Genomic DNA, 21,604 nt, shown 5'->3' with positions numbered 1-21,604 from the left:
CTCGTATTGTCGCCTCTCACAGGAAGGGCACAGGAGCTGGGGATCGAGAGGCTGGTGGCTGTGCGTGGTGGCGGCGACGGGGCACGCTGACACAAGTGTCGGACACGGAGAACTGATCAAGGCGGTCGACCGCGCGCTGACCACGCACGGCCGGGCGCTCCTGACCGGACCCGCCGGCGCGGGCAAGTCGGAGGTGGTGCGCGCCGTCGCGGCCGCGGCCGAAACGCGCCGCGAGACCGTGCTCCGCCTCGCCCCCGAGGCGGCCGACCAATGGATACCCGAGGCGTCCGCCGCCGCCCTCCTGGCCTCCGTGCCCTGCGGTGCCCTGGAACAGCTCTCCGGCCCCCAGCGCACCGCCATCGCCCTGCTGCGCCGCGAGGCCGACGCCCCCCGGGCCGGCCGCGACCACATCGCCCTGCGCCTCGCCGTCGTCGAGGTACTGCGCACGCTCGCCGCCCGCCAACCGGTCCTCCTCGTCCTCGACAACGCCCAGTGGCTCGACGCCGAGAGCACCGACCTGCTCCGCTTCGCCCTGCGCCTGACCCCGCCCCGCGTCCGGGTCCTGGTCGCCGAATGCGTCCAGGGCGGCGTCCCGGTGGGCGAACCCCTCTGCGGGCCCGGCGTCCCCGCCATCCGCGTCCCCCCGCTCGGCGCCGACGAGGTCGCCGAACTCCTCCTGCACCACGGACTCCCGGCCCGCCTCGCCGGCCGCATCCACCAGGCCAGCGGCGGCAACCCGCGCCTGGCCCTGGCCCTGGGCCACTCCCTCGCCGAAGCCGCCGAGGCCCGCGATTCCAGCGCCCACCACGCCGACACCCTGCCCGTCTCCGGGCAGGCCCGCGAAGTGGCCCGCAGGCTCCTCGCCGCGGCCCCGGCCCAGGCCCGCCGCACCCTGCTGCTCGCCGCCCTCGCGGCCCGCCCCACCATCCCCCTGCTGCGCCGGGCCGGCCGCCCCGACGCCGAGGCCGAGCTGGCCGAGGCGGAACGGGCCGCGCTGGTCAGAGTGGGGGCGGACGGCACCGTCGAATTCACCGCCGGCGCCCTGCCCACCGCCCTCGCCGCCGACGCGGGCTGGCCGGAACGCGCCGCCGGACACGCCGCTCTGGCCGAGGCCGTCGACGATCCCGTCCAGGCCGTACGCCACCGCGCGCTGGCCGTGGACACCCCCGACCAGTGGCTCGCCGAGGAGATCACCGAGGCCGCCGCGGCCTGCCGCCGCCGCGGGCAGCGCGCCCTCGCCGCCGAACTGGGCCTGCTCGCCGCCGAACGCACGCCGTCCTGGCTGGCCGGCGAGGAACTGGCCCGCCTGGTCACGGCCGCCGAGGACGCGGGCTGGGCCGGCCGCGCCGACCTCGCCCGCCGGGCCACCCGGGCCGTCCTGGCCCGCGACGCCTCGCCCGCCGACCGGGTACGGGCCCGGCTCGCCGTGATCGACGCCGCCGGCCAGGCCCTCGGCGCCCTCGACGAGACCTTCGCCCACGCCATGGACGAGGCCGCCGGCGACCCCTCGCTCCAGGCCGCCGTCCAGCTGCGGATCGCCTGGAAGCACAACCTCAGCGACGGCGACCCCGTCCGCTCCCGCGACGCCGCCGCCCGCGCCGGGGCGCTCGCCGCGCTCGGCGGGGACCAGGTCGGCGAGGCCACGGCCCTGACCGTACGGGCCCGCATGGGCCGCATCCTCGGTGACCCGGGCGCCGAGGCGATCCTGGCCGAGGCCCTCGCCCTGCCCGCCCCCGAGGTGCCGCTCGGCATGCGCAACGCCCCCCAGTACCTCGCCGTCCGGCACGCCCTCTTCGACGACGGCCTCGACGACGCCCGCCGCCAGCTGATGGTCCTGCTGCCCGCCGTCCAGCGCACCGGTTCCGCCGAGGACGTCTTCGAGGTCCTGCGCAGCCTCACCGAGGTGGAACTGCGCAGCGGCCGCTGCGAAGCCGCCTCCGCCCACGCCCGCCGGGCCCTGGACCTCACCATCGACGCCGGCCTCTCACCCGGCCCCGCCTGGTACGTCGCCGCGATGGCCGAAGCCATGGGCGGCAGCTTCGCCCGGGCCGAGGGCTACGCCCGGCGCGGCATCCAGGCCTCGCAGGAGGAGCAGGACCAGGTCTTCCTCTCCCGCAGCCTGCACGCCCTCGGCCTCGTCGAACTCGCCACGGGGGAAGCCGCGAAGGCCGTGGCCACCCTGCGCCGGGTCGCCGAACTGGAAGCCGCCCAGCAGGTGGTGGACCCCTCGATCCTGCGCTGGCACGGGGAGCTCGCCGAGGCCCTGATCGCCGCGGACGCGCCCGAGGAGGCGGCCCGGCTGCTCTCCTCCGTCCGTACGGTCGCCGTCGGCCTCGGCCGGACCGGGGTCGTCGCGGCCCTCGACCGGGCCCGGGGCCTGTGCCTGTCCGCGCAGGGCGACGCCGACGCGGCCGTGCACCTGCTGGAGACCACCGCCCAGCGCTTCGACGCCCTCCGGCTGCCGCTGGAACGCGGCCGTACGCTCCTCGCCCTCGCCCGGGTGGAGCGCCGCCGGCGGCGGCGGGCCCCGGCCCGCGCGGCGCTGCGGACCGCGGCCGAGGTGTTCGACCGGGCCGGGGCCACCCCCTGGACGGAGCTCGCCGGGGATCCGGCCCCGGGCGAGGGAGCCGGCGCGCAGCTGCCGGCGGCCGCGGCCCTGACCGATGCCGAGACCCGGCTCGCGCTGCTGGTCAGCCAGGGTGCCAGCAACCAGGAGGCCGCGGCGAAGCTGTTCCTCAGCGTCAAGACGGTGGAGGCACGGCTGACCCGTATCTACCAGAAGCTCGACGTGCGGTCACGGGCCCAGCTGGCCACCGCGCTGCGCACGCGGTGACCGCGCCACCGGTGGTGGCGCCGCTCAGCAGCCGAGGTTGTTCCCGGGGGTCACCCCGAGCAGCTGCGTGAAGCTCTGGTACTTGGAGATCCGGCTCTGGACCTGGCCGGGGTTGCCGCCGTTGCACTCCAGGGAGCCGTTGATCGAGCGGATGGTCTCCCCGAAGCCCGCGCCGTTCACCATGGCGGCGTGCGCGGTCATCGTGCCCGGGCCGTTCTGGGTGTTCCAGTACCAGAGCGCCGTCTTCATGGCGACGGCCGGGTCCTGCTCCACCAGGTACGGGTTGGCGAGGAGGTTGATGCCGAGGGCGTCACCCGCCGCCTTGTAGTTGAAGTTCCAGCTGAGCTGGATGGGCCCGCGACCGTAGTAGGCCGCCTGCCCGGCGGGACAGCCGTACGGCTGGGTCGCGTCGCAGTAGTGGGGGTAGTTCGCGGTGTTCTGCTCCACGATGTACACGAGTCCGCCCGTCTCGTGGGAGACGTTCGCGAGGAAGGCGGCGGCTTCGCGCCGCTTCACGGTGTCGTCGCCGGTGTTGGCGAAACCGGGGTAGGCGGACAGTGCCGCGACCAGGCCGTTGTAGGTGTAGAAGGGGTTCCGGTTCGGGAACATCTGGTTGAACTGGGCCTCGGAGACGACGAATCCGGTCGCGGGATCCGGGTCCTGGCCACCGCCGCCACCGCAGGCGCCCTGGTCCGACCAGACGCCCCACTGGCCCGTGGTGCCGGGCGTTTCGCCCTGGGTCCACCACTTCGCCTGCCAGTTGTGGCCGCTGTACGAGGCGCTCATGCCGTTCGTGTAGACGGCCGAGGAGGCCCAGGCGCCGGCGCAGGCGGGTGCCGCGGCGGCGGGGGAGGAGGGGAGGGCGATGGCGAGGCCGACCGTCACGGCCGCGGCGGCGGCCAGGGAGAGGGCGCGGCGACGAAGCGCACGTATCACGTAACTGCTCCTTCAGTGGGGGGGATTGCCGTGGGGACAACAGTTCCCACTGAAGCGAGAATGGTCTGAACCTGTCAAGGTCTAGACCAAACGAAACGCGCCGGTGTCACGCGTGACGCGTGACACCGGCGCGAAATCGAACCGATCAGCTACCCGAGGAGAGGTTCCCGGAGAGGACCGGGATGTTGCTGGCGATGTGCGAGAGGGCCTCGTCACCCTTGGCCTGGGTGGAGTTCTCGGCGCACTGCTGGTTCTGCGGGTTCGACAGGACGTTGACGTCCTGGACACCGATGTTGGCGAGGACCGCGACCAGGGACTGGGCGTTGACCTTGGCCGGCAGGCCGACGCAGAGCTTGTTGAGCGAGCCCTGGACGGCGCTGAGCTGCGGGCTCATCTTGCCGTGGGTCTCCTGGTTGCCGTACAGCTGGGCAGAACCGTTGCCGTTGACCGTGTTGACGCCGTTGTCGTTGCCGATCGCCATCGCCGGGGAGGCGACTGCGGCACCCGCGCCGAGCACGGCGGCGGTGGCGGCTGCGGTGGCCATGAACTTCTTGAACATTTTGGGGATCCTTCTGTCGCACTGTCGCATGAGATAGCTGCCCCCGGCGGGACGTGCTGATCAACTGCCGACAGTGCTCGGGGTTATCCCCAGTCACCCGGGTGGCCCAATGCCGGGTTGAGCCACCCCCGGCCGCGACGGCGGGGGCGAGCTCCTCGGTGCGAGGGTCAGCCGGTCTTGCGGCGGACCTTCTTGTTCTTGCCGCCGGGGCCACTGCTGGCACCCTGCACCTTCGCCCGGCTCTGGTGGGCCTGCTGGGACTGGGCGTTCGCGGCGTTGCGGTCCAGGGCCTCGCGGAACTTGCGCTTGGCGGCGTCGGCCGGGGACTCGTCCTGCGGGGTGTCGGTTTCGTCAGCCATTTTGTCCTCCTGGGGTGATCAAGCGGTTTCAGTCTGTCAGGTGCCGCCCCCGCTGACCAGCGAGTTCCCCGAGGCTCCAAGGAATGCTTGGGGAGGTCATAAGATTTGATTATGGGGTCATAAAGCGATGCCGGGTGCTGGGTTAGGCTTACCTTCGTTTAGGGTTCCCTTTGATCCACCTTGCCGTCAGTCGAAGGGAACCTCTGCCATGCCTCGCCCTCTGCGGGTAGCAATCGTCGGTGCCGGCCCCGCCGGTATCTACGCCGCCGACGCGCTGCTGAAGTCCGAGGCAGCTGTCGAGCCCGGCGTGTCCATCGACCTCTTCGAGCGGATGCCCGCACCCTTCGGCCTGATCCGGTACGGCGTCGCCCCCGACCACCCCCGGATCAAGGGCATCATCACCGCCCTGCACCAGGTCCTCGACAAGCCGCAGGTCCGCCTCTTCGGCAACGTCGACTACCCGAACGACATCAGCCTCGACGAGCTGCAGTCCTTCTACGACGCCGTGATCTTCTCCACCGGTGCCACGGCCGACCGCGCGCTGACCATCCCGGGCGTCGAGCTCGACGGTTCCTACGGCGCCGCCGACTTCGTCTCCTGGTACGACGGCCACCCGGACGTCCCGCGCACCTGGCCGCTGGAGGCCGAGAAGGTCGCCGTGCTCGGGGTCGGCAACGTGGCCCTCGATGTCGCGCGCATCCTCGCGAAGACGGCCGACGAGCTGCTGCCGACCGAGATCCCCGCGAACGTCCACGACGGGCTCAAGGCGAACAAGGCCCTCGAGGTGCACGTCTTCGGCCGCCGCGGACCGGCTCAGGCCAAGTTCAGCCCCATGGAGCTGCGCGAGCTGGACCACTCGCCCACCATCGAGGTCATCGTCAACCCCGAGGACATCGACTACGACGAGGGCTCCATAGCCGCCCGCCGCGCCAACAAGCAGGCCGACATGGTCGCCAAGACCCTGGAGAACTGGGCGATCCGCGACATCGGCGAGCGCCCGCACAAGCTGTTCCTGCACTTCTTCGAGTCGCCCTGCGAGATCCTCGGCGAGGACGGCAAGGTCGTCGGACTGCGCACCGAGCGCACCGAGCTCGACGGCACCGGCAACGTCAAGGGCACCGGCAACTTCACGGACTGGGACATCCAGTCGGTGTACCGGGCCGTGGGCTACCTCTCCGACGAGCTGCCCAAGCTTCCCTGGGACGTCGCCTCGGGCACGGTCCCGGACGAGGGCGGCCGCGTGGTCGAGGCCGGCAGCCACCTGCAGTCGACGTACGTCACCGGATGGATCCGGCGCGGTCCGGTCGGCCTGATCGGCCACACCAAGGGTGACGCGAACGAGACCGTCGCGAACCTGCTCGCCGACCACGCGGAGGGCCGCCTCAGCGAGCCGGCCGCGCCGGCGCCGGAGGCCGTCGAGTCCTTCCTCGCCCAGCGCAGCGTCCGCTACACGACGTGGGAGGGCTGGTACAAGCTGGACGCGGCCGAGAAGGCCCTCGGCGAGCCCCAGGGCCGCGAGCGCGTGAAGATCGTCGAGCGTGAGGGCATGCTCGACGCCAGCGGCGCGTAGGACGAGAGGAGGGCCGGGACCCCGTCGGGGTTCCGGCCCTCCGTGCGTTCTCCGGCGGTCCGCGGCGCGGCTGTCCGGGCGACGGGACGGGCCCGGCACACGGGGGGCAGCGGCTTCCTATGCGCCTCGGTCCCGTTCCAGCACGCCGCGAACGAAGGCGGCCTGCCCGGCGTGCTGGAGGTCGTCCGTCAGTACGCTGACCAGGCGCACCCCGAGGGTGACCGGCGGGTCCCAGCGCTCGTCGACCACCCGGTTCAGGTCGGCGGCGGCGAGTCCGCGGACGAACCGCGCGGTCCGCTCGTGCACCGCGTCGAAGTACCCGAGCAGGAGTTCGCCCGAGTCGACCCGGACGGTGTACACGTCCCGCGGTGAGTGCCCGTACCCGGTCGCCCCGGCCGGCAGCGGCAGCGCGAACCGGTCCGACCACTTCTCGGAGTCCCACACCTGCTCGGTGTCGGCGGCGTCCGCGAGGTGGTCGTCCTGGACGCGGGTCAGATGCCAGACCAGCCAGGTGATCGAGTTCGCGGCCGGGTCCACGCGGGCGTTGAGCAGCTCCGCCGGGACCCCTTCCACGACCTCGTGCACGATCTCCCGGATGCGTCCGAACCCGTCGGCGATGACGTCCGTAGCCTTCATGCGTCCACCATGCAAGGCGCGGTGGCCCGAGCGCCGCGAGCGACACGCGGGGTCAGCGCGTGGCGTCCGCCTTCTCGCCCTTCCCGGTCACCGCGGTCGGCTCGGCCGCCGCGGCCGGGGTGGAGGCCGCCGCCAGGGCGCCCTGACCGCTGCGCAGCCCGATCCAGCCGATCAGCGCGACCAGCGCGAAGGCCACCGCCCCCATGGCGAAGGTCAGGGTGAACCCGGACTCGGCGGGCAGCGGCGGGACTCCCGCCGGCAGGTGCTCGATGGTCTTCGAGGCGAGGATCGTGGTGACGACGGCGCTGCCGATCGCGCTGCCCGTGGAGCGGGAGATCGAGTTGATGCCGTTGGCGATGCCGCTCTGGTGGTGCGGGACGCTGGACATGATCACGGCGGGCATGGCGGCGTAGCCGAAGCTGACGGCCGCGCCGACGACGAGTCCGGCACCGATCACCGAGAGGGTATGCCCGTGGTCCAGGACCAGCCAGGCGAAGCCGACCGTGCCGAGGGCGGCGGCCAGTCCCAGCGCGGTGCGCGGACCGCGGTGCCGCACGATCTGACCGCCCACCGGCGAGGCGAGCAGCGAGACGATCGCACCCGGCAGCAGGAACTGCACGGAGGCCCGCAGGATGGACGCGTCGAAGCCGTAGCCGGTGAGCGCCTCGGGCATCTGGACGAGGTACGAGACGCCCAGGAAGTTCGCGAACATGCCGAAGCCGACGAGGACGCCGGCCAGGTTGGCCATGAGCACCGGGCGGTGGACGAACATCTTCATGTCGACCAGCGGCTCACGGACCTTGCGCTCGACGAGCACCCAGACGGCGGCCATGACGGCGGCGCCGGCGAAGCTGCCCAGCGTACGGGCGGAGCCCCAGCCCCACTCGTGGCCCTGGGAGATCGGCAGCAGGAGCAGCAGCAGCGCGATGCCGAGGGTCAGGGCGCCGAGGAAGTCGGTGCGCCCACCGGTCTTGTGCCGGGTCGCGGGGACCAGGAACACGACCGCGAGGAGGGCGAGCAGCGCGAAGCCGGTCGCCATCCAGAAGGCGTTGCGGTAGTCCGCGCCGGAGCCGGAGGTGAGCAGCCCGGTCGCGACGAGCGCGAGACCGCTGCCGAACGCGAGCGTGCCGCTGACCAGCGCCATCGCGCCCGGCAGCTTCTGCGGGCGGACCTTTTCGCGCAGGACCGAGAGGGCCAGCGGGAAGATCGCGGTGGCGGCGCCCTGGAGCACCCGGCCCAGGATCAGCAGCGGCAGCGTGGACGCCAGGGCGGCGATGACGGAGCCGACGACCATGACGCCGAGCACGGCGACCAGGGTGGGCTTCTTGCCGTGCTGGTCGCCGAAGCGGCCCAGTAGAGGGGTGAAGACGGCGGCCGACAGGAGGGTGGCGGTGGTCACCCAGCTCACGTTGGCCGTCGTGGTGCCGAGGTCCTGGCGGATGAGGCCCAGGATCGGGACCGGCAGGGTCTGCATCATCGAGACGACCATGGCGGCCAGGCTCAGGGCGAAGACGATGACCGTCTCGTTCCGGTGCCCGGTGGCCGGGGTGGCGGGGGAGGGGGTGCTCATGGCTGGGGGTGACCTTCTTCGTGTTTCGGAGCTGAAGAGCTTCGGAACGCAGATGTTTGACCTTCTCAAGTAACTCGGACGACGGTAGACGTCGATAGTTCAGGTGGTCAAGTAAACAATTGATAATGTGAAGCATCCTGAGTACGCTCCAGGTATGAGCGACACCGCCACGCAGACCCCCACCAAGCTCCAGCTGCTGGAGCTGCTCGCCGCGATCGGCACCGCCCAGTGGCGCGAGTTCGCGGCCGCCGCGGCCCGGTACGGCCTCACCTCCACCCAGGCCAGGGTCCTGGCCCAGCTCGACGGGCCCGTGCCCATGCGCGGCCTGGCCACCCTGCTGGTGTGCGACGCCTCGAACGTGACCGGCATCGTCGACCGCCTCGAGGCCCGTGAGCTGGTGCGCCGGGAGCCCGACCGCGCCGACCGGCGCGTCAAGAACGTCGTCGCCACGGACGCGGGGCGCGAGGTGATCCGCCGCGTACGGGAGGAGATGCAGGCGATGCACGGCGCGCTGGACGCCCTCGACGAGGACGAGAGCGCGACGCTCTACGCCCTGCTGGCCCGTCTGCGCCCCACGATGGAGAAGGCCTGAGCACCATGGGCGCACCGAGCGGCGGCGGGATCCGGATCCTGCGGGCGGCCGACCGCACGGCCGCCGTCTGGAAGAACGGCGGAGGGGTCACCCGGGAGATCGCGGCATGGCCCGAGGGCGCCGCGATGGACGACTTCGGCTGGCGCGTCAGCCTGGCCGAGGTCGCCGCCGACGGGCCGTTCTCGGCCTTCCCCGGCGTCGGGCGCACCCTGACACTCGCCGAGGGCGCGGGATTCGACCTCACGGTCGGGGGCGTGCGCCGGCTCGTGGACGAGCGGTACGCGCCGCAGGACTTCCCCGGCGACGAGCCGACCGACTGCCGGCTGCTCTCCGGCCCCGTGGTGAATTTCAACGTGATGTACCGCCGGGGCGCCGTGGAGGCGCAGACGGCCGTCGTGCGCGGTCGGCTGTCCCTCACGGCCGTGCCGGGCGAGACGCTGCTGGTGGCCCCCCTGGACGGGCCGGCCGTGCTCGAGGGGTCCGGCGACCTCGCGGAACTCGCCCCCTACGACGCGGCGCTGGTGACGGGTCCGCTCGACTGCAGGGTACGTACGGCCGGACGCGCCGCGGTCGTCCGCTTCGGGCCCACCTCCTAGCGGGAGCGGCTGCCGAGCTTCACCCACTTCGCGGTGCTGGGCACGCCCTTCGCGTTGAGCAGGAAGAGCATGTAGTAGCCGGGCGGGGCGTCGGCCGCACTCGGCGGCGTGCGCAGTGCGATGGCGGAGCCGTGGACTGCGGCGATCCGCAGGTCCAGGTGGCGCTGGCTGGTGTTCACCGAGTGGGTGACGGTCGTCGGAGCCAGCAGCACGGCGCGCCTGACGTCCTTCGCCGTCGAGCTGGAGACCTGGAAGGCCGTGTCATGGCCGAGGTCGCCCGCCGGTACCCGGTCGAGCGCGGGTCGGGGTCCCCGGTGCAGGTAGGCGGGTTCGTAGAGCTCGATACTGCCGTCCATCCCGTCCTTGATGTCGGGATCGTTGGCGATCTGCTGGAGCTCGTCGCCGGTGACCATCATCCGGCCGTCCGGCAGGACCAGGGCGTTGGAGTGGTAGCCGCGGGGCAGCCGCTGCGCCGGCCCCAGCTTCCAGTGGCCGCGGGCATCGCGCAGTTCGATCTGCCGGTACTTCAGGTCGGCCTTCGGGTTGAAGGGCCCGTTGCCGTAGTTCCGGGTGTCCAGTGCGCCGTTCACGGTGAGCAGCGTCCCGTCGGGCAGGATCAGGGTCCCGTCCTGGGTGCGGCCGAAGGCCCTCGGTTCCTCGATGCTCCAGCGGCCCCCGGACAGCCGGTAGGTGAGCGGGTCGCGCGGGTCGCCGCCGAGCACCAGGACGGAGTCCGGGCCGCGGAGGCCGGCCGGCAGCGGCACCGCGGAGCCGTAGCCGCGGAAGTCGGCGGGCCGCCGGGGCAGGTCGGTGCGGGTGTCCTTGACCGGGTCGAACAGCCACTGCTGGTCGGCGTCGCGGCCCAGCCCGTAGATCTTTCCGTCCCGCAGCGAGAACAGGTGCGGATAGTCGTTCCGGAAGGGGGCCTCTGAGCGCAGCCGCTCCGAGGGGACGTTCGCCGGGATGTCGTACGAGCGCCAGGGCACGCGGCGCCCGAGCGCGGGGAAGCGCTCCACCACCGGAGTGGGGGTGCCCGTACCGCGCTCGGACTGGCCGGACATGATGATCTGCCGGCCGTCCGGCCCGGTCACGACCGAGGGGTACCAGCGCCCCACGGACATGTCGGTGTTGCGGAACCACTTCTCGGTCCACGGGTCGAACACGAAGGACAGCTTGGCGCCGCTGCCGCCCTTCCCGCCGACGTTGCCGCCGAACACCCCGACCATTCCGTTGGGGAGGTAGGAGTGGCCGGCGCAGAAGAACGGCGCCGGGCGCGGGGCGTAGGCCCCGTCGGGCATCAGCACCACCGGTGGCGCCACGTTCTTGAAGGCTTTGGCGCCGGTGCCCTCGGCGGGGTCCCACAGGTAGGCGCGGCCGGCGTTCGTCCTGCCCACCGTGTTCGTGGGGCCGGTCTCCTTGGTGGGGTCGGCCTGGACGCGTTCGAAGGAGAACAGCAGGACCTTGCCGGTCGGCAACTGGGCCACGTGGACGCCGAAATCGGGCGACGGGAAGAACTGGGTGAACCTGCCGAACCGGGCCGCGTCGAACTTCGCGTTGGCCGTGCGCTGGGACTCCTGGAGCGAGGCCAGGCTCGATGTGCGCCTGGACTGCGGATATCCCCGGGTCCCTTGGGCCGCCTCGCGCAGCCGGGCGTGCGCGCGGGCGTGCGCCTCGCCGAGTACCGCGCCCTCGTCGCCGCCGGTGTGGTGCGCCGCGGCGAGGGCCGGGGCGGGGCCGGTCAGGGCGACGGTCAGGGCGGTGGCGAGCGCCAGCGCCGACAGGACGGCGGAGCGTGGTGCGCGGGACATGGGACTCCTCACCGCGGGAGGGTCCGGCGCCCCGGCCGGCCGGCTCCGGCAGCCGCTGATGTGCCTGAAGGACCTCGTCGATATTAGGACAAAAAGGAACGAGTGATCGGTGCGACTCGGTGCGCCGGGACACCTGAGGCCATTCGGTGGAGTGGTTTGCGTAGATTTAACGTTTCTGCGGTGATGCTCTTCGGCCATCGAGGTGAGACCGCGTGCCCGTCGGCCGACCGGGTCCGCCGAGTACCGCTTCCATGGCGATGTGATCAAGTCGCTCCGTACCGGATTCACCGCAGCCGCCGTGACCGCAACGCTCCTCGCGCTCACCCCCGCCGCCGGGGCCTCGTCCTCGGCGCCCTCGGCCCCCGAAGACCAGGTGAGTGTGGACGTCGCCACCGTGAACGGATCGGGCTGCCGTCCAGGCAGCGCCGCCGTCGCCGTGTCGCCGGACAACTCGGCCTTCACCGTCACCTACAGCGAGTACCTCGCCCAGGCCGGCGGTGGCGCGCCCGCCGTCGAAGGCCGCAAGAACTGCCTGCTCTCCCTCGACGTCCATGTCCCGCAGGGGTACACGTACGCCGTGGCCAAGGTCGACTACCGCGGATTCGGCAGCCTGCAGCCCGGCGCCGTCGGCACGCAGAAGGCCAGCTACTACTTCCAGGGCATGAGCCAGACCGCCTACCGGACCCACAAGTTCAACGGCGCGCTCGACGACAACTGGCAGGCGACCGACACCACGGGCATCGAGGCCCTGGTCTTCGCGCCCTGCGGCGAGCAGCGGAACTTCAACATCAACACCGAGCTGCGCGCGGAAGTGGGCACCTCGGACCCGTCGCAGACCAGCTTCATGGCCCTCGACTCGACGGACGGCAGTATCAACAGCGTGTACCACTTCAGCTGGAAGCAGTGCCCGGTGCGGCGCTGATCCGGGAAGCACCTCCGCTCGTGCAGCAGGGGGCCCGCCTTCGTGCGGGCCCCCTGCTGCACGTCAGGCCGACGCGCGCCGCACCAGAGCCGTAGCCGTGATCACCGGACGGGGCACGGTCCGCTCGTCCGGACCGCCGGCCAGCCTGTCCATCAGCAGCCGTGCCATCAACCGGCCCATGCCCTCTATGTCCTGACGTACGGTCGTCAGCGGCGGGTCGGCGCTCTCCGCCACCGGCTCGGCGTCGTCGAAGCCCACCAGGGCCACGTCCTGCGGCACCGTCCGGCCGCTCTCCCGCAGCACGCGCAGCGCGCCGGTCGCCATCAGGTCGTTCCCGGCGAAGACGGCGTCGATCCCGGCGTCCCGGTCCAGGAGTTCCGCCATCGCGCGGGCTCCGCCCGCCGGGGTGAAGTCCCCTTCGGCGAACAGTTCGGGCCCGGCGGCCGCGAGCGCGTCCCGGTAGCCGCTCAGCCGGTCGGCCGCCGATGTCTGGTCGAGCGGCCCGGCGATGTGCGCGATCCGCCGCCGGCCCTGCGCCAGCAGGTAGCGCACGGCCTCCCGCGCGCCCCCGCGGTTGTCGGCGTCCACATAGGCCACGCCGTCGTGCTCCGCGGGCCCGGCCGTCCAGCCGGGGCGGCCGCCGAAGACCGTGGGAATGCCGAGGCGGCGGGTGATGGCGGGCAGCGGATCGTCGGTGTGCAGGGAGAAGGCGAGGGCCCCGTCGACGTGGCCGCCCGCCAGATAGCGCTCGATCCGGTCGTAGTCGCCGCGGTTCTCCACCAGCAGCAGGACCAGCTGGGTGTCGTGCGCGGTCAGCTCCTTCGAGATGCCGCGGACCTGGCGGGAGAAGAACGGGTCCGAGAAGATCCGGATCTCCGGCTCGGGGATGATGACGGCCACGGCCCCGGTGCGCCGGGTGACCAGGGTGCGGGCCGCGTGGTTGGGGATGTATCCCAGCTCGTGGATCGCCGTACGCACCCGGTCCACGAGGTGCGCGCGGACCCCGTCACCGCCGTTGACCACGCGGGACGCGGTGGCCCGCGAGACCCCGGCGTGCGCCGCGACGGCCTCCAGAGTGGGACGGCTGTCGGGACGCGGCTCGGTCACGGGTGCTCCTCCACGGGTCCACGGACGGGCGGTCGCACGCCGCGGCCCCTCGCCGGACAGCAGCGTAACCGGTGATCGCTCCCGGGTGGGGGGTCAGGGCGAGAGCGGACTCGAACCCGACGGGACGGCCTCCTCGGCAGGGACCGGTCCGGGCGGTGCGCCGTCGCCGAAGGGGCGTCCGCCCAGGGCCGCCCGGTCGTGCGGTTCGAGCCACCCCGACAGGTCCGGTCCGGCGGGCACGACGCCGGTCGGGTTGATGTCCTCGTGGACCAGGTAGTAGTGACGCTTGATGTGGTCGAAGTCCACGGTGTCGCCGAGCCCGGGGGTCCGGAGCAGGTCGCGGGCGTAGGCCCACAGCACGGGCATCTCCGACAGCTTCTGCCGGTTGCACTTGAAGTGGCTGTGGTACACGGCGTCGAAGCGCACGAGGGTGGTGAACAGCCGTACGTCCGCCTCGGTGATGTGTCGCCGACCAGGTAACGGGAGGCCGCGAGCCGCTCGGTGAGCCGGTCGAGCTGGGCGAACAGCCGCTCGTACGCCGAGTCGTACGCCTCCTGGGACCCGGCGAACCCGGCCTGGTAGACGCTGTTGTTGACCTCCGTGTACACGGCCTCGTTCACGGCGTCGATCTCCGCCCGCAGCTCCGGCGGGTAGAGCGCCGGGGCGCCCTCGCGATGGTACGCAGACCATTGCAGCGACATGTCGATCGTGATCTGCGCGAAGGCGTTGGTCACCACCTTCCCGGTCGGCACGTCGACGATCGCCGGCACCGTGATGCCCCGGCCCTCTCGCCCGTCCGCGGTGATCCGGGTGGTGATGTACCGGCTGTCGCGCGCGTAGGCGGCGCCGCGCTGCACATGACTCACGTCAGGCCCTGCCTTCCCTGTACTGCTACGGTCCGCCCCGAGCCGGGCGCGGACGGTGACACCGGGCATGCCCTACGGACAGGCGGATACCCGCGGGCTCGCCCGCTACGCCGCAGCCCGGATCGGGCCGGGCAGGGCAGGAAGGGGGGTCGGGCCGGATCGGCCGCACGGGTCAGAGCTCGGGCAGGAAGGGCAGGTAGTCGGCGTCGGGACCGGAGGGGAGCACCGCGTAGCTGCTCTCGGGTAGCTCGTTCCACACGCCGGGCAGATCACCGAGCGGTTCGGAGACCACCAGGCGGGTCTCGTCCGAGACCTCTCTGAGGTAGGGCAGTTCCGGATGCAGGTGCCGGACGGTCTCGGCCCTGCTGCTGTAGTACAGCGACCGGGACTTCCCCTGGCTGGAGTAGCGGAAGGCCCAGACCCGCGCGCCGTCACTGACCGCCACCGTCATCTGGAGCGGCTCGGGCACGCCGTGCTCCTTGCCGAGGCGCTCCACCAGCCCCGCCATTCTGGCCACCGCACCCGGGACGTCCTGGTCGAGCCCGAAGGTGACCGCCAGGTAGAACATCACCTCGGAGTCCGTGGACCCCTCGATGCACGGGAAGAGCGCCGGATCGACGGCCATGCAGAGGTCGCGCTGCAGCCGGTGGAAGTCCGCGATCGCCCCGTTGTGCATCCACAGCCAGCGGCCGTGGCGGAACGGGTGGCAGTTGGACTGCTGGATCGCCGAACCCGTCGAGGCGCGGACGTGCGCGAAGAACAGGGGCGAGCGGACGTGCGCGGCGAGCTCCTGCAGGTTGCGGCTGTTCCACGCCGGGCCGACGTCCCGGAAGACCGCCGGGGTGCCGTCTCCGTCCGCGCTGTACCAGCCGATGCCGAAACCGTCGCCGTTGGTCGGTTCCGCGCCCATCCGGGAACGGAGGCTCTGGTTGATCAGCGAGTGCTCCGGGCGGTAGAGCACGGTGTCGAGGAGCATGGGCGAACCCAAGTAGGCGAGCCACCGGCACATGCGCACCATCCCCTTCGCGACTGCTCCGAGCCTAACCCCACTGACGTCGCGGTTCCCGGTGGACGGGCTGTCCGCGGCGGCGGGTCAGGAGAAGAGCCAGCGCGTCTGGCTGTACCCGCCCTTGCCGAAGCCGAAGGCCGTGCTCGGGCGCACCGCGAAGACCACCGCCTCGCCCGCGTCGGGGTTCACGAACCCGCCGTCGCCGATGTCGAAGTGCCACTCGGCGCCGTACTTCGCCTCCCAGGCGGTGGCGAGCCGGCGCAGCCGCTCGGGATCCGTGACCCGGGTCGCCACACCCTCGACGACCAGGTCGAATCCCTCGTGCAGGGTGTTGGTGCCGGTGGTGAGGACGACGTGCGCGTTGCGGCGGAGGTTCTTGGCCTTGCGCTCCTCGGGCCCGGTGCAGAAATGCAGCGCACCGTCCGCCCATACGCCGATCAGCGGGGTGACGTGCGGCCGCGCGTCGGGGCGTACGGTCGTCAGCCAGTACAGCTCCGCCGCGGCCAGCCGGCCGGCGGCCTCCCGCCACGGCACCGCGGTGGCCTGCTCGTCGCTGTAGCGCGCGTCCAGCTCGGCGCGGGGCTCTTCCTCGGGCATGGGCGCTCCTCCTGCTGCGGCCTCCTGCTGCGGCCTCTTGCCGCGGTCGGCCACCAGCCTGTCCCGCGCCGCCCCGGCCGTCCACCGGACGCGCGGCGTCGTCCACGCGGACTGCCGCATGGACGACGCCGGGGCCCCGCGGGCCGTGATCAGTGACCGAAGTCGAACCAGTTGACGTTCACGAAGTCGGCGGGCTGGCCGCTCGCGAAGGTCAGGTAGACGTCGTGGGTGCCGGTGACCGCCGCGATGTTCGCCGGCACCGTGCGCCAGCTCTGCCAGCCGCCGGTGGCCGCGATCGAGAAGCTGCCGATCGGGGCCGATCCCGGGCTGTCGAGCCGTACCTCGACCAGGCCGCTGACCCCGCCGGCCGCGCCGCTCGCCACGCGTGCGTAGAACTGCCGGGCCGGGGCGGACCCGAAGTCCACGCCCCGGAACAGCGCCCAGTCGCCGTTGCCGATCGCCGCGAGGTTCTGGCCGCCGCCGCTGTCCGTGGTGCTCTCCTTGGCCACGCCCGCCTGGCCGTCGTAGGACTCGGCCTGGATCGTGCTGTACGCGTCGCGCTGACCGGGAGGGGTGGTGGGCGGGGTGGTCGGCGGCGTCGTCGGGGGAGTGGTGGGCGGGGTGGTCGGCGGGATGGTGCCGCCGGTGGAGCGGAGGACGGACACGTAGTCCACGATCATGGAGTGCCCGGGCTGGGTGCCCGCGTCGGGCCCACCGCCGAAGGCGTCGGGGAAGCCGCCGCCCATCGCGACGTTCAGGATGATGAAGTAGCCGTGGTTGGTGGCGTTGGTCCAGGTCGTCGCGTCCACCTGGTTGGCGCGCACCGTATGGAAGTTGAACTCGTCCACGTAGAAGCGCATCTCCTCGACCGCCGTCGACCGGTCCCACTCGACGGCGTACGTGTGGAAGCCCGCCTGGCAGGTGGCGCCGGGGCAGGCGCGCTGCCCGCCGATGCCGGAGGTCTCGTTGCAGGGGCCGCCGGGGGTCGTGCCGCAATGCAGGGTCGCCCAGACGTTGTTGAGGCCCTGGACGTTCTCCAGGATGTCGATCTCGCCGATGCCCGGCCAGTTCCACCAGTTGCCCCGGTAGGGGGCGCCGAGCATCCAGAACGCCGGCCAGTACCCCTTGGCGGCCGGGCCCGTCACGTTCGGCATCTGGATGCGGGCCTCGCTGCGGAGCTTGCCGCCCGCCGGGGGCTCGAAATCGGCCCGCCGGGTCTCGACGCGGCCGGAGGTCCAGTTGCCGGCCGCGTCCCGGCGCGGGGTGATGCGCAGGTTGCCCGCCCCGTCGAGGGAGACGTTGGAGGGGTCGGCGGTCATCGTCTCGATCTCGCCCGTACCGAAGTTGGCGGGTCCGCCGGGGTAGGAAGTGCCGGTGGTGTACTGCCAGTCGGCGGTGTTCACCCCGGATCCGGCGGCCCCGTCGAAGTCGTCCAGGAACACCCGGGACCAGCCGGTGGGCGTGGGGGGAGCCGCGGCGCTCGCGGGCAGGGCGATGGCCGCGGCGGCTGCCGCGACCACGACGACCGTGCCGAGTGCGGCCGCGACGGCCCGCCGGACCGTCGGTCGCTTCCTGTCGGATATCTCGTGCATGCGTGCCCTCTCTGAAGCGCGCCGAGGCGCGGTGCGGGGGGAAGGGTCAGCGGGTCGGCCGTTCTGAGAGCGCTCTCAGAACGGCGCCGCTGGACACTGTCCTCCGCGCCCTCACGGGCCGTCAAGAGATTGAACCGGGAAAGCGCTTACAGGGAAGGGGAGTTCAAACAATGAACACGAGAGTGCTCTGGTCGACGGTGATGCCGTCGACCAGAGCCCGTTCCGCGCCGCTCGACGGACGGCGACGGATGGCGGTCGGCCGATGGCTCATGGCCGATGGCCGCACGGCGCTCACCCGTACGGACCAACCGGCCATGTCTCACGGCGGCGGACCGATCACCTCTTCGGCTCCGGGCAGGTCGTGCACCGAGGCGGCCGTCCCGGTGAGCGGCAGCAGACCGGCCAACGGGCACGGGACGGGCACCTCGTGGTCGACCTCCCACTGCCCGACCCTGTTCCCGCCCGCGTGGTCCATGGTGCAGACGGCGTACAGGTTGCCGGCGCAGCCCCGGCACAGCAGCGGCCGGTGACCGGTCATCACGGCCGGTCCGGCGTGCCGCGCGCGACACGCTCTTGTAGCGTCGGTCGCGACAGGGCTCCCGGTGCTCCCACCGGAGTCCGCCGGCCGGTTCGCTCACGCGGAACACGTCCCGTCAGCGCGCCGAGCCACCCGTGTGCCGCCCGCGTCGGAGCCGAGCCGGTCCGCCCCTCGCGACGCGACCGGGCGCACGCGCAGCCCCCGTGAGAGAGGCCGTGCCGATGTCGAAGGATGTCCCGATAGCGAGCGTGCTGCGTGTGGAGCGGGGCGTCGCCGCCCCCGAGGAACTGGCCGCGATCGCGGTCGTCGTCGCGTGTTACGCCCACCGGACACCCGCCGGCCCCCAGGGTCCGGTCGGCCGCGGCGCAGCCGTCGGTGCCGGGCCCGGCCGCCGGCGTACGGCCCTGGTCGCCGCCGGCTGCTGGGCAGGTTGCTGGGCCTGCCGCTGAATCCCTTCCGCCGGCCGCACGCACGGCCGGCGGAAGAGGGGACGAGGTCGTCACGTCCGGCGCAGCACCGTCGAGAGGACCTCGCGCAGCGTCGCCGGGGCATCGGCCACCGCGCCCTGCGAACGCCAGGCCACGAACCCGTCCGGGCGTACGAGCACGGCGCCCTGAGCGCTCATCGCGTGGACCTCCGTCCAGTCGGAGCGCCCGTCCTGGACCAGGTCCACATCGGGCCCGGCGCCGACCGTGTACGCGTCCAGCCGGACCGACAGCTCTTCGGCCACCTGCCCCGCAGCCGCCTGCCACGGCGTGCCCGCACCGCTGAGCAGCACGAACGAGCGCTCGTAGAGGTCCAGGGTGGAGACCCGCTCACCGGCCCTGACCACCCACATGTGCGGGGCCCGGGTCCCGGTGTCGCCGACCAGTCGCAGGTTCTCCGGGATGATGGGCCGTCCGGGCTCGCCGCCGACGAGAGCGCCCGAGGGGTAGCAGTAGCCCATCGCTGTGGTGAGGACCCCGCTGCCCGGCCCGCCGCCCATGGTGGGCGGGGGCGCGTACCCCGGGTGGCTGTGCTCCGCCGAACGGGCGGAAGCCCGCTCACTGGTGGCCCTGGCCACCGGAAGCCGCTCCGTCTGGTAGGTGTCGAGCAGCTCGGTACCGGCCGAGCCCTCCAGTACCGCGGCGATCTTCCACGCCAGGTTGTGCGCGTCCTGGATGCCCGTGTTGGAGCCGAAAGCCCCGGTGGGCGACATCTCGTGGGCCGCGTCGCCGGCCAGGAACACCCGTCCGGACGAATAGCGCTCCGCCACCCGTTCGGCCGCGTGCCACGGCGCCTTGCCGCCGATCTCCACGTCCAGGTCGGGTACGCCGATCGCGTCGCGGATCTGATCCACGCACCGCTCGTCGGTGAAGTCCTCCAGGGTCTCGCCCTGCTCCGGGTGCCACGGGGCGTGGAAGACCCATTGGGTCTTGTTGTCCACCGGCAGCAACGCCCCGTCCGCCCCCGGGCGCATCAGGTAGCAGACGATGAAGCGCAGGTCACCCAGTACCTCGACGAGCTTCTCCGAGCGGAAGGTGACGCTCACGTTGTGGAACAGCTCGCCGTTGCCCGTCTGGGGGATCCGGAGTTGCTCCCGGACGGGGCTGCGGGGTCCGTCGGCCGCGATCAGGAAGTCGGCGCGCACGGTGATGTGCTCACCGGTCTCCCGGTCCTTGACCACGGCGTTCACCCCCGTGGCGTCCTGGTCGAAGCTCATCAGTTCGGTGGCGAACCGGACGTCGGCGCCCAGCTCGCGGCTCTGTTCGGCCAGCACCGGCTCGATGTTGTTCTGGCTGCACAGGCACCAGCCGGTCGGACTGAAGCGGGCCAGCGCACCGGACGGATCAATCGACTTGATCAGCCAGTTGTGGTCGCCGTCGGTCAGCGACCGGGCCTGCAGAATGCCCTGGTTTCCCTCCAGGACGGAAGCCGCCCGGCGGATCGCGCGCTCCGCCCCTGCCGTGCGGAACAGCTCCATCGTCCGGGCGTTGATGCCACGGCCCCGCGGGTGCGCGGAGGTGCCGGAGTGCTTCTCGACCAGCAGGTGCCTCACTCCGTGGCGGCTCAGGAAAAGCGAGGTGGACAGGCCCACGAGGGAGCCGCCCACGACGAGAACCGGTACGCGAACATCGGCGTTGTCTTCCATCAGCTGCGGGCTCCTGTTTTCTGTGTGGGGGAGTGGAGTCTTTATGCCCCCGATCCGCGACGACGCCCAGTTGATTCGCCGGTTGTCACCCGCTTGATCCTGACATGTAGCGGTACGTCCCCACCCGGATGACGATGAGCGACAGCGGCTCCCCCTGAGACGCGCCGGCCTGCCGTTCCCCATTCAGGCGGCCGCCGGCCCGGGCGGACGCCACCGGTGACGGACGAGGGGTCCGTACGCGATGGATCTCCACCCCCTCATGAAGGAGTGAGTAGATGACAACCACCCTGTCCGAACGGGTGTCGCAGTCAGCCTTCGACGGCTCCATGCTCCGGGTCGTCCTGCTGATGGATCTCCACGAGGGGACCCAGCAGCGGTTCTTCGAGGCGTACGAACAGCTCCGCCACGACATCGCGTCGGTTCCGGGCCACATCAGCGATCAACTGTGCCAGTCCTTCGAGAATCCCTCCCAATGGCTCATCACCAGTGAGTGGGAGAGCGCCCCGCAGTACCTCGCATGGGTCAACAGCGAGCACCACGCCGAACAGGTGAAGCCGCTCGGCGCGTGCGCCCGCGCCATGCGGCCGCTCAAGTTCACCGTTCTGCGGGAGACCGGCCGCGGCTATGACCAGGCGGCCCGCCCGGCCTCGGCGCGGCTGCAGAACACCCCCCGGCTGGGTGCGGGCATCGTGCGCCACGCCCTCACCTTCACCGTCAAGCCGGGCAGCGAGAAGGAGGTCGCCTCGATCCTCTCGAACTACGCCTCGCCGGAGGCCCGGGTCGACGACCACACCCGGCTCTGCCGGACCTCGCTGTTCATGCACGGCAATCGCGTCGTGCGCACGGTGGAGGTCCAGGGCGACCTGATGGCGGCCCTGCGCCACGTCTCCGAGCAGCCCGGGGTCCGGGCCGCGGAAGAGGCGCTCAATCCGCACCTGGAGAAGGACCGGAACCTGAACGACCCGGAGTCCGCCCGCATGTTCTTCATGCGCGCCGCGCTCCCGGCGGTCCACCACATCGCCGCACCCGAGCCCGAGTCCGCCGAGGTGCAGCGGCACGCGCTCTTCTACCCGGCCAAGCCCGGCTGCGGAGTGGCTCTGGCCAGGTTCCTGGCCCGGCAGGACGAGGCGGCCGCACTCAACCCGGCCAGCCCCGTTCGGAGCAGCAGCATCTTCCAGCGCGATGACATCGTCGTCCGCCTCATCGACGTCCGGGGCGCGCTCGACGCCGAGCCCGAGACCACCTACGGCATCTCGGGACCGCGCAAGGCGGCGGTGCTCGAGCGGTTGACGGTCCGGGCCGGCAGGCAGGTCCGCCCGGCGGACCACACGATGAAGCTGGTCACCGACCGGCGGGCGGCCGCGGGGTCCTGAGCCTGCCCGG

19 protein-coding genes and 1 pseudogene are annotated in these 21,604 nt (G+C 72.1%); 7 read left to right on the top strand and 13 right to left on the bottom strand.

Going from position 1 to position 21,604, the window contains the following annotated elements; genetic code table 11:
• The first annotated feature begins 64 nt into the window (after positions 1–64).
• Positions 65–2,833, top strand: a complete 2,769-nt coding sequence (locus tag ACIQZO_RS10255; protein WP_403622961.1) for an AAA family ATPase — start codon at positions 65–67, stop codon at positions 2,831–2,833.
• A 24-nt stretch (positions 2,834–2,857) separates the two neighbouring features.
• On the opposite strand, the gene ACIQZO_RS10250 is transcribed toward ACIQZO_RS10255, so the two are convergent.
• The 3 genes from ACIQZO_RS10250 to ACIQZO_RS10240 all read right to left on the bottom strand — a co-directional run bounded on the left by ACIQZO_RS10250 (position 2,858) and on the right by ACIQZO_RS10240 (position 4,687).
• Positions 2,858–3,769 carry a glycoside hydrolase family 19 protein gene (locus tag ACIQZO_RS10250; RefSeq protein ID WP_403622958.1) on the bottom strand — a complete coding sequence of 304 codons (912 nt, stop codon included), beginning with the start codon at positions 3,767–3,769 and terminating at the stop codon, positions 2,858–2,860.
• Positions 3,770–3,914: 145 nt separating this feature from the next.
• Positions 3,915–4,328: a rodlin gene (locus tag ACIQZO_RS10245; protein ID WP_403622955.1), complete on the bottom strand. Its 414-nt coding sequence runs from the start codon at positions 4,326–4,328 to the stop codon at positions 3,915–3,917.
• Positions 4,329–4,495: 167 nt separating this feature from the next.
• Positions 4,496–4,687, bottom strand: a complete 192-nt coding sequence (locus ACIQZO_RS10240; RefSeq protein WP_030384532.1) for a DUF5302 domain-containing protein — start codon at positions 4,685–4,687, stop codon at positions 4,496–4,498.
• A 208-nt stretch (positions 4,688–4,895) separates the two neighbouring features.
• On the opposite strand from ACIQZO_RS10240, the gene ACIQZO_RS10235 reads away from it, so the two are divergent.
• Positions 4,896–6,257, top strand: a complete 1,362-nt coding sequence (locus ACIQZO_RS10235; protein ID WP_403622951.1) for an FAD-dependent oxidoreductase — start codon at positions 4,896–4,898, stop codon at positions 6,255–6,257.
• Positions 6,258–6,374: 117 nt separating this feature from the next.
• On the opposite strand, the gene ACIQZO_RS10230 is transcribed toward ACIQZO_RS10235, so the two are convergent.
• Both ACIQZO_RS10230 and ACIQZO_RS10225 read right to left on the bottom strand, forming a co-directional pair.
• Positions 6,375–6,893 (bottom strand): DUF664 domain-containing protein, encoded by a 519-nt coding sequence (locus ACIQZO_RS10230; RefSeq protein WP_403622949.1) that lies wholly within the window; start codon positions 6,891–6,893, stop codon positions 6,375–6,377.
• Positions 6,894–6,945: 52 nt separating this feature from the next.
• The gene (locus ACIQZO_RS10225; protein WP_403622947.1) at positions 6,946–8,463 is read right to left on the bottom strand and encodes an MFS transporter; all 1,518 of its coding nucleotides are present in this window, start codon (positions 8,461–8,463) and stop codon (positions 6,946–6,948) included.
• A 154-nt stretch (positions 8,464–8,617) separates the two neighbouring features.
• Between ACIQZO_RS10225 and ACIQZO_RS10220 the strand changes: the two genes are divergently transcribed.
• Positions 8,618–9,055 carry a MarR family winged helix-turn-helix transcriptional regulator gene (locus ACIQZO_RS10220; RefSeq protein ID WP_403622944.1) on the top strand — a complete coding sequence of 146 codons (438 nt, stop codon included), beginning with the start codon at positions 8,618–8,620 and terminating at the stop codon, positions 9,053–9,055.
• A gap of 5 nt (positions 9,056–9,060) precedes the next feature.
• Positions 9,061–9,651: a HutD family protein gene (locus ACIQZO_RS10215; protein ID WP_403622941.1), complete on the top strand. Its 591-nt coding sequence runs from the start codon at positions 9,061–9,063 to the stop codon at positions 9,649–9,651.
• On the opposite strand, the gene ACIQZO_RS10210 is transcribed toward ACIQZO_RS10215, so the two are convergent.
• Positions 9,648–11,459 carry a galactose oxidase-like domain-containing protein gene (locus ACIQZO_RS10210; RefSeq protein ID WP_403622938.1) on the bottom strand — a complete coding sequence of 604 codons (1,812 nt, stop codon included), beginning with the start codon at positions 11,457–11,459 and terminating at the stop codon, positions 9,648–9,650. The two genes, ACIQZO_RS10215 and ACIQZO_RS10210, sit on opposite strands and share 4 nt — an antisense overlap.
• 259 nt (positions 11,460–11,718) lie before the next feature.
• Between ACIQZO_RS10210 and ACIQZO_RS10205 the strand changes: the two genes are divergently transcribed.
• Complete coding sequence (locus ACIQZO_RS10205) at positions 11,719–12,381, top strand: DUF4360 domain-containing protein (protein WP_403622935.1); 663 nt, start codon at positions 11,719–11,721, stop codon at positions 12,379–12,381.
• A 63-nt stretch (positions 12,382–12,444) separates the two neighbouring features.
• Here ACIQZO_RS10205 and ACIQZO_RS10200 read toward each other — a convergent pair whose 3' ends face one another.
• The 6 genes and pseudogenes from ACIQZO_RS10200 to ACIQZO_RS10175 all read right to left on the bottom strand — a co-directional run bounded on the left by ACIQZO_RS10200 (position 12,445) and on the right by ACIQZO_RS10175 (position 18,090).
• Positions 12,445–13,488, bottom strand: coding sequence for a LacI family DNA-binding transcriptional regulator (locus ACIQZO_RS10200; protein WP_403622933.1), 1,044 nt, complete (start codon positions 13,486–13,488; stop codon positions 12,445–12,447).
• Positions 13,489–13,581: 93 nt separating this feature from the next.
• Positions 13,582–14,267: pseudogene (locus ACIQZO_RS10195) on the bottom strand (glutathione S-transferase C-terminal domain-containing protein); the annotation flags it as partial.
• A 259-nt stretch (positions 14,268–14,526) separates the two neighbouring features.
• Positions 14,527–15,363, bottom strand: coding sequence for a class II glutamine amidotransferase (locus ACIQZO_RS10190; RefSeq protein WP_403622930.1), 837 nt, complete (start codon positions 15,361–15,363; stop codon positions 14,527–14,529).
• A gap of 84 nt (positions 15,364–15,447) precedes the next feature.
• The gene (locus tag ACIQZO_RS10185; RefSeq protein WP_403622928.1) at positions 15,448–15,960 is read right to left on the bottom strand and encodes a pyridoxamine 5'-phosphate oxidase family protein; all 513 of its coding nucleotides are present in this window, start codon (positions 15,958–15,960) and stop codon (positions 15,448–15,450) included.
• A 149-nt stretch (positions 15,961–16,109) separates the two neighbouring features.
• Positions 16,110–17,552: a glycoside hydrolase family 16 protein gene (locus ACIQZO_RS10180; protein WP_403622925.1), complete on the bottom strand. Its 1,443-nt coding sequence runs from the start codon at positions 17,550–17,552 to the stop codon at positions 16,110–16,112.
• A 319-nt stretch (positions 17,553–17,871) separates the two neighbouring features.
• The gene (locus ACIQZO_RS10175; RefSeq protein WP_403622922.1) at positions 17,872–18,090 is read right to left on the bottom strand and encodes a hypothetical protein; all 219 of its coding nucleotides are present in this window, start codon (positions 18,088–18,090) and stop codon (positions 17,872–17,874) included.
• 221 nt (positions 18,091–18,311) lie between these two features.
• Here ACIQZO_RS10175 and ACIQZO_RS10170 point away from each other — a divergent pair, with 221 nt between their 5' ends.
• On the top strand, positions 18,312–18,539 hold the full coding sequence (locus ACIQZO_RS10170; protein WP_403622919.1) for an acyl-CoA carboxylase epsilon subunit: 228 nt from the start codon (positions 18,312–18,314) through the stop codon (positions 18,537–18,539).
• A gap of 50 nt (positions 18,540–18,589) precedes the next feature.
• On the opposite strand, the gene ACIQZO_RS10165 is transcribed toward ACIQZO_RS10170, so the two are convergent.
• The gene (locus ACIQZO_RS10165) at positions 18,590–20,221 is read right to left on the bottom strand and encodes an FAD-dependent oxidoreductase (RefSeq protein WP_403622916.1); all 1,632 of its coding nucleotides are present in this window, start codon (positions 20,219–20,221) and stop codon (positions 18,590–18,592) included.
• 275 nt (positions 20,222–20,496) lie between these two features.
• On the opposite strand from ACIQZO_RS10165, the gene ACIQZO_RS10160 reads away from it, so the two are divergent.
• Positions 20,497–21,594, top strand: a complete 1,098-nt coding sequence (locus ACIQZO_RS10160) for a SchA/CurD-like domain-containing protein (RefSeq protein ID WP_403622913.1) — start codon at positions 20,497–20,499, stop codon at positions 21,592–21,594.
• Positions 21,595–21,604: the final 10 nt, after the last annotated feature.

It is taken from the genome of Streptomyces sp. NPDC097617, from assembly GCF_044761485.1.
Taxonomy (GTDB): Bacteria; Actinomycetota; Actinomycetes; order Streptomycetales; family Streptomycetaceae; genus Streptomyces.
This window is presented reverse-complemented; position numbering and strand designations above follow the sequence as displayed.

Excerpts from the sequence above, each read along its gene's own strand:
- ACIQZO_RS10225 (WP_403622947.1), bottom strand. The coding sequence starts at position 8,463 with ATGAGCACCCCCTCCCCCGCCACCCCGGCCACCGGGCACCGGAACGAG.
- ACIQZO_RS10185 (WP_403622928.1), bottom strand. The coding sequence starts at position 15,960 with ATGCCCGAGGAAGAGCCCCGCGCCGAGCTGGACGCGCGCTACAGCGAC.
- ACIQZO_RS10220 (WP_403622944.1), top strand. The coding sequence starts at position 8,618 with ATGAGCGACACCGCCACGCAGACCCCCACCAAGCTCCAGCTGCTGGAG.
- ACIQZO_RS10245 (WP_403622955.1), bottom strand. The coding sequence starts at position 4,328 with ATGTTCAAGAAGTTCATGGCCACCGCAGCCGCCACCGCCGCCGTGCTC.
- ACIQZO_RS10180 (WP_403622925.1), bottom strand. The coding sequence starts at position 17,552 with ATGCACGAGATATCCGACAGGAAGCGACCGACGGTCCGGCGGGCCGTC.
- ACIQZO_RS10235 (WP_403622951.1), top strand. The coding sequence starts at position 4,896 with ATGCCTCGCCCTCTGCGGGTAGCAATCGTCGGTGCCGGCCCCGCCGGT.
- ACIQZO_RS10230 (WP_403622949.1), bottom strand. The coding sequence starts at position 6,893 with ATGAAGGCTACGGACGTCATCGCCGACGGGTTCGGACGCATCCGGGAG.
- ACIQZO_RS10160 (WP_403622913.1), top strand. The coding sequence starts at position 20,497 with ATGACAACCACCCTGTCCGAACGGGTGTCGCAGTCAGCCTTCGACGGC.
- ACIQZO_RS10215 (WP_403622941.1), top strand. The coding sequence starts at position 9,061 with ATGGGCGCACCGAGCGGCGGCGGGATCCGGATCCTGCGGGCGGCCGAC.
- ACIQZO_RS10165 (WP_403622916.1), bottom strand. The coding sequence starts at position 20,221 with ATGGAAGACAACGCCGATGTTCGCGTACCGGTTCTCGTCGTGGGCGGC.
- ACIQZO_RS10175 (WP_403622922.1), bottom strand. The coding sequence starts at position 18,090 with ATGACCGGTCACCGGCCGCTGCTGTGCCGGGGCTGCGCCGGCAACCTG.
- ACIQZO_RS10170 (WP_403622919.1), top strand. The coding sequence starts at position 18,312 with ATGTCGAAGGATGTCCCGATAGCGAGCGTGCTGCGTGTGGAGCGGGGC.
- ACIQZO_RS10210 (WP_403622938.1), bottom strand. The coding sequence starts at position 11,459 with ATGTCCCGCGCACCACGCTCCGCCGTCCTGTCGGCGCTGGCGCTCGCC.
- ACIQZO_RS10240 (WP_030384532.1), bottom strand. The coding sequence starts at position 4,687 with ATGGCTGACGAAACCGACACCCCGCAGGACGAGTCCCCGGCCGACGCC.
- ACIQZO_RS10190 (WP_403622930.1), bottom strand. The coding sequence starts at position 15,363 with ATGTGCCGGTGGCTCGCCTACTTGGGTTCGCCCATGCTCCTCGACACC.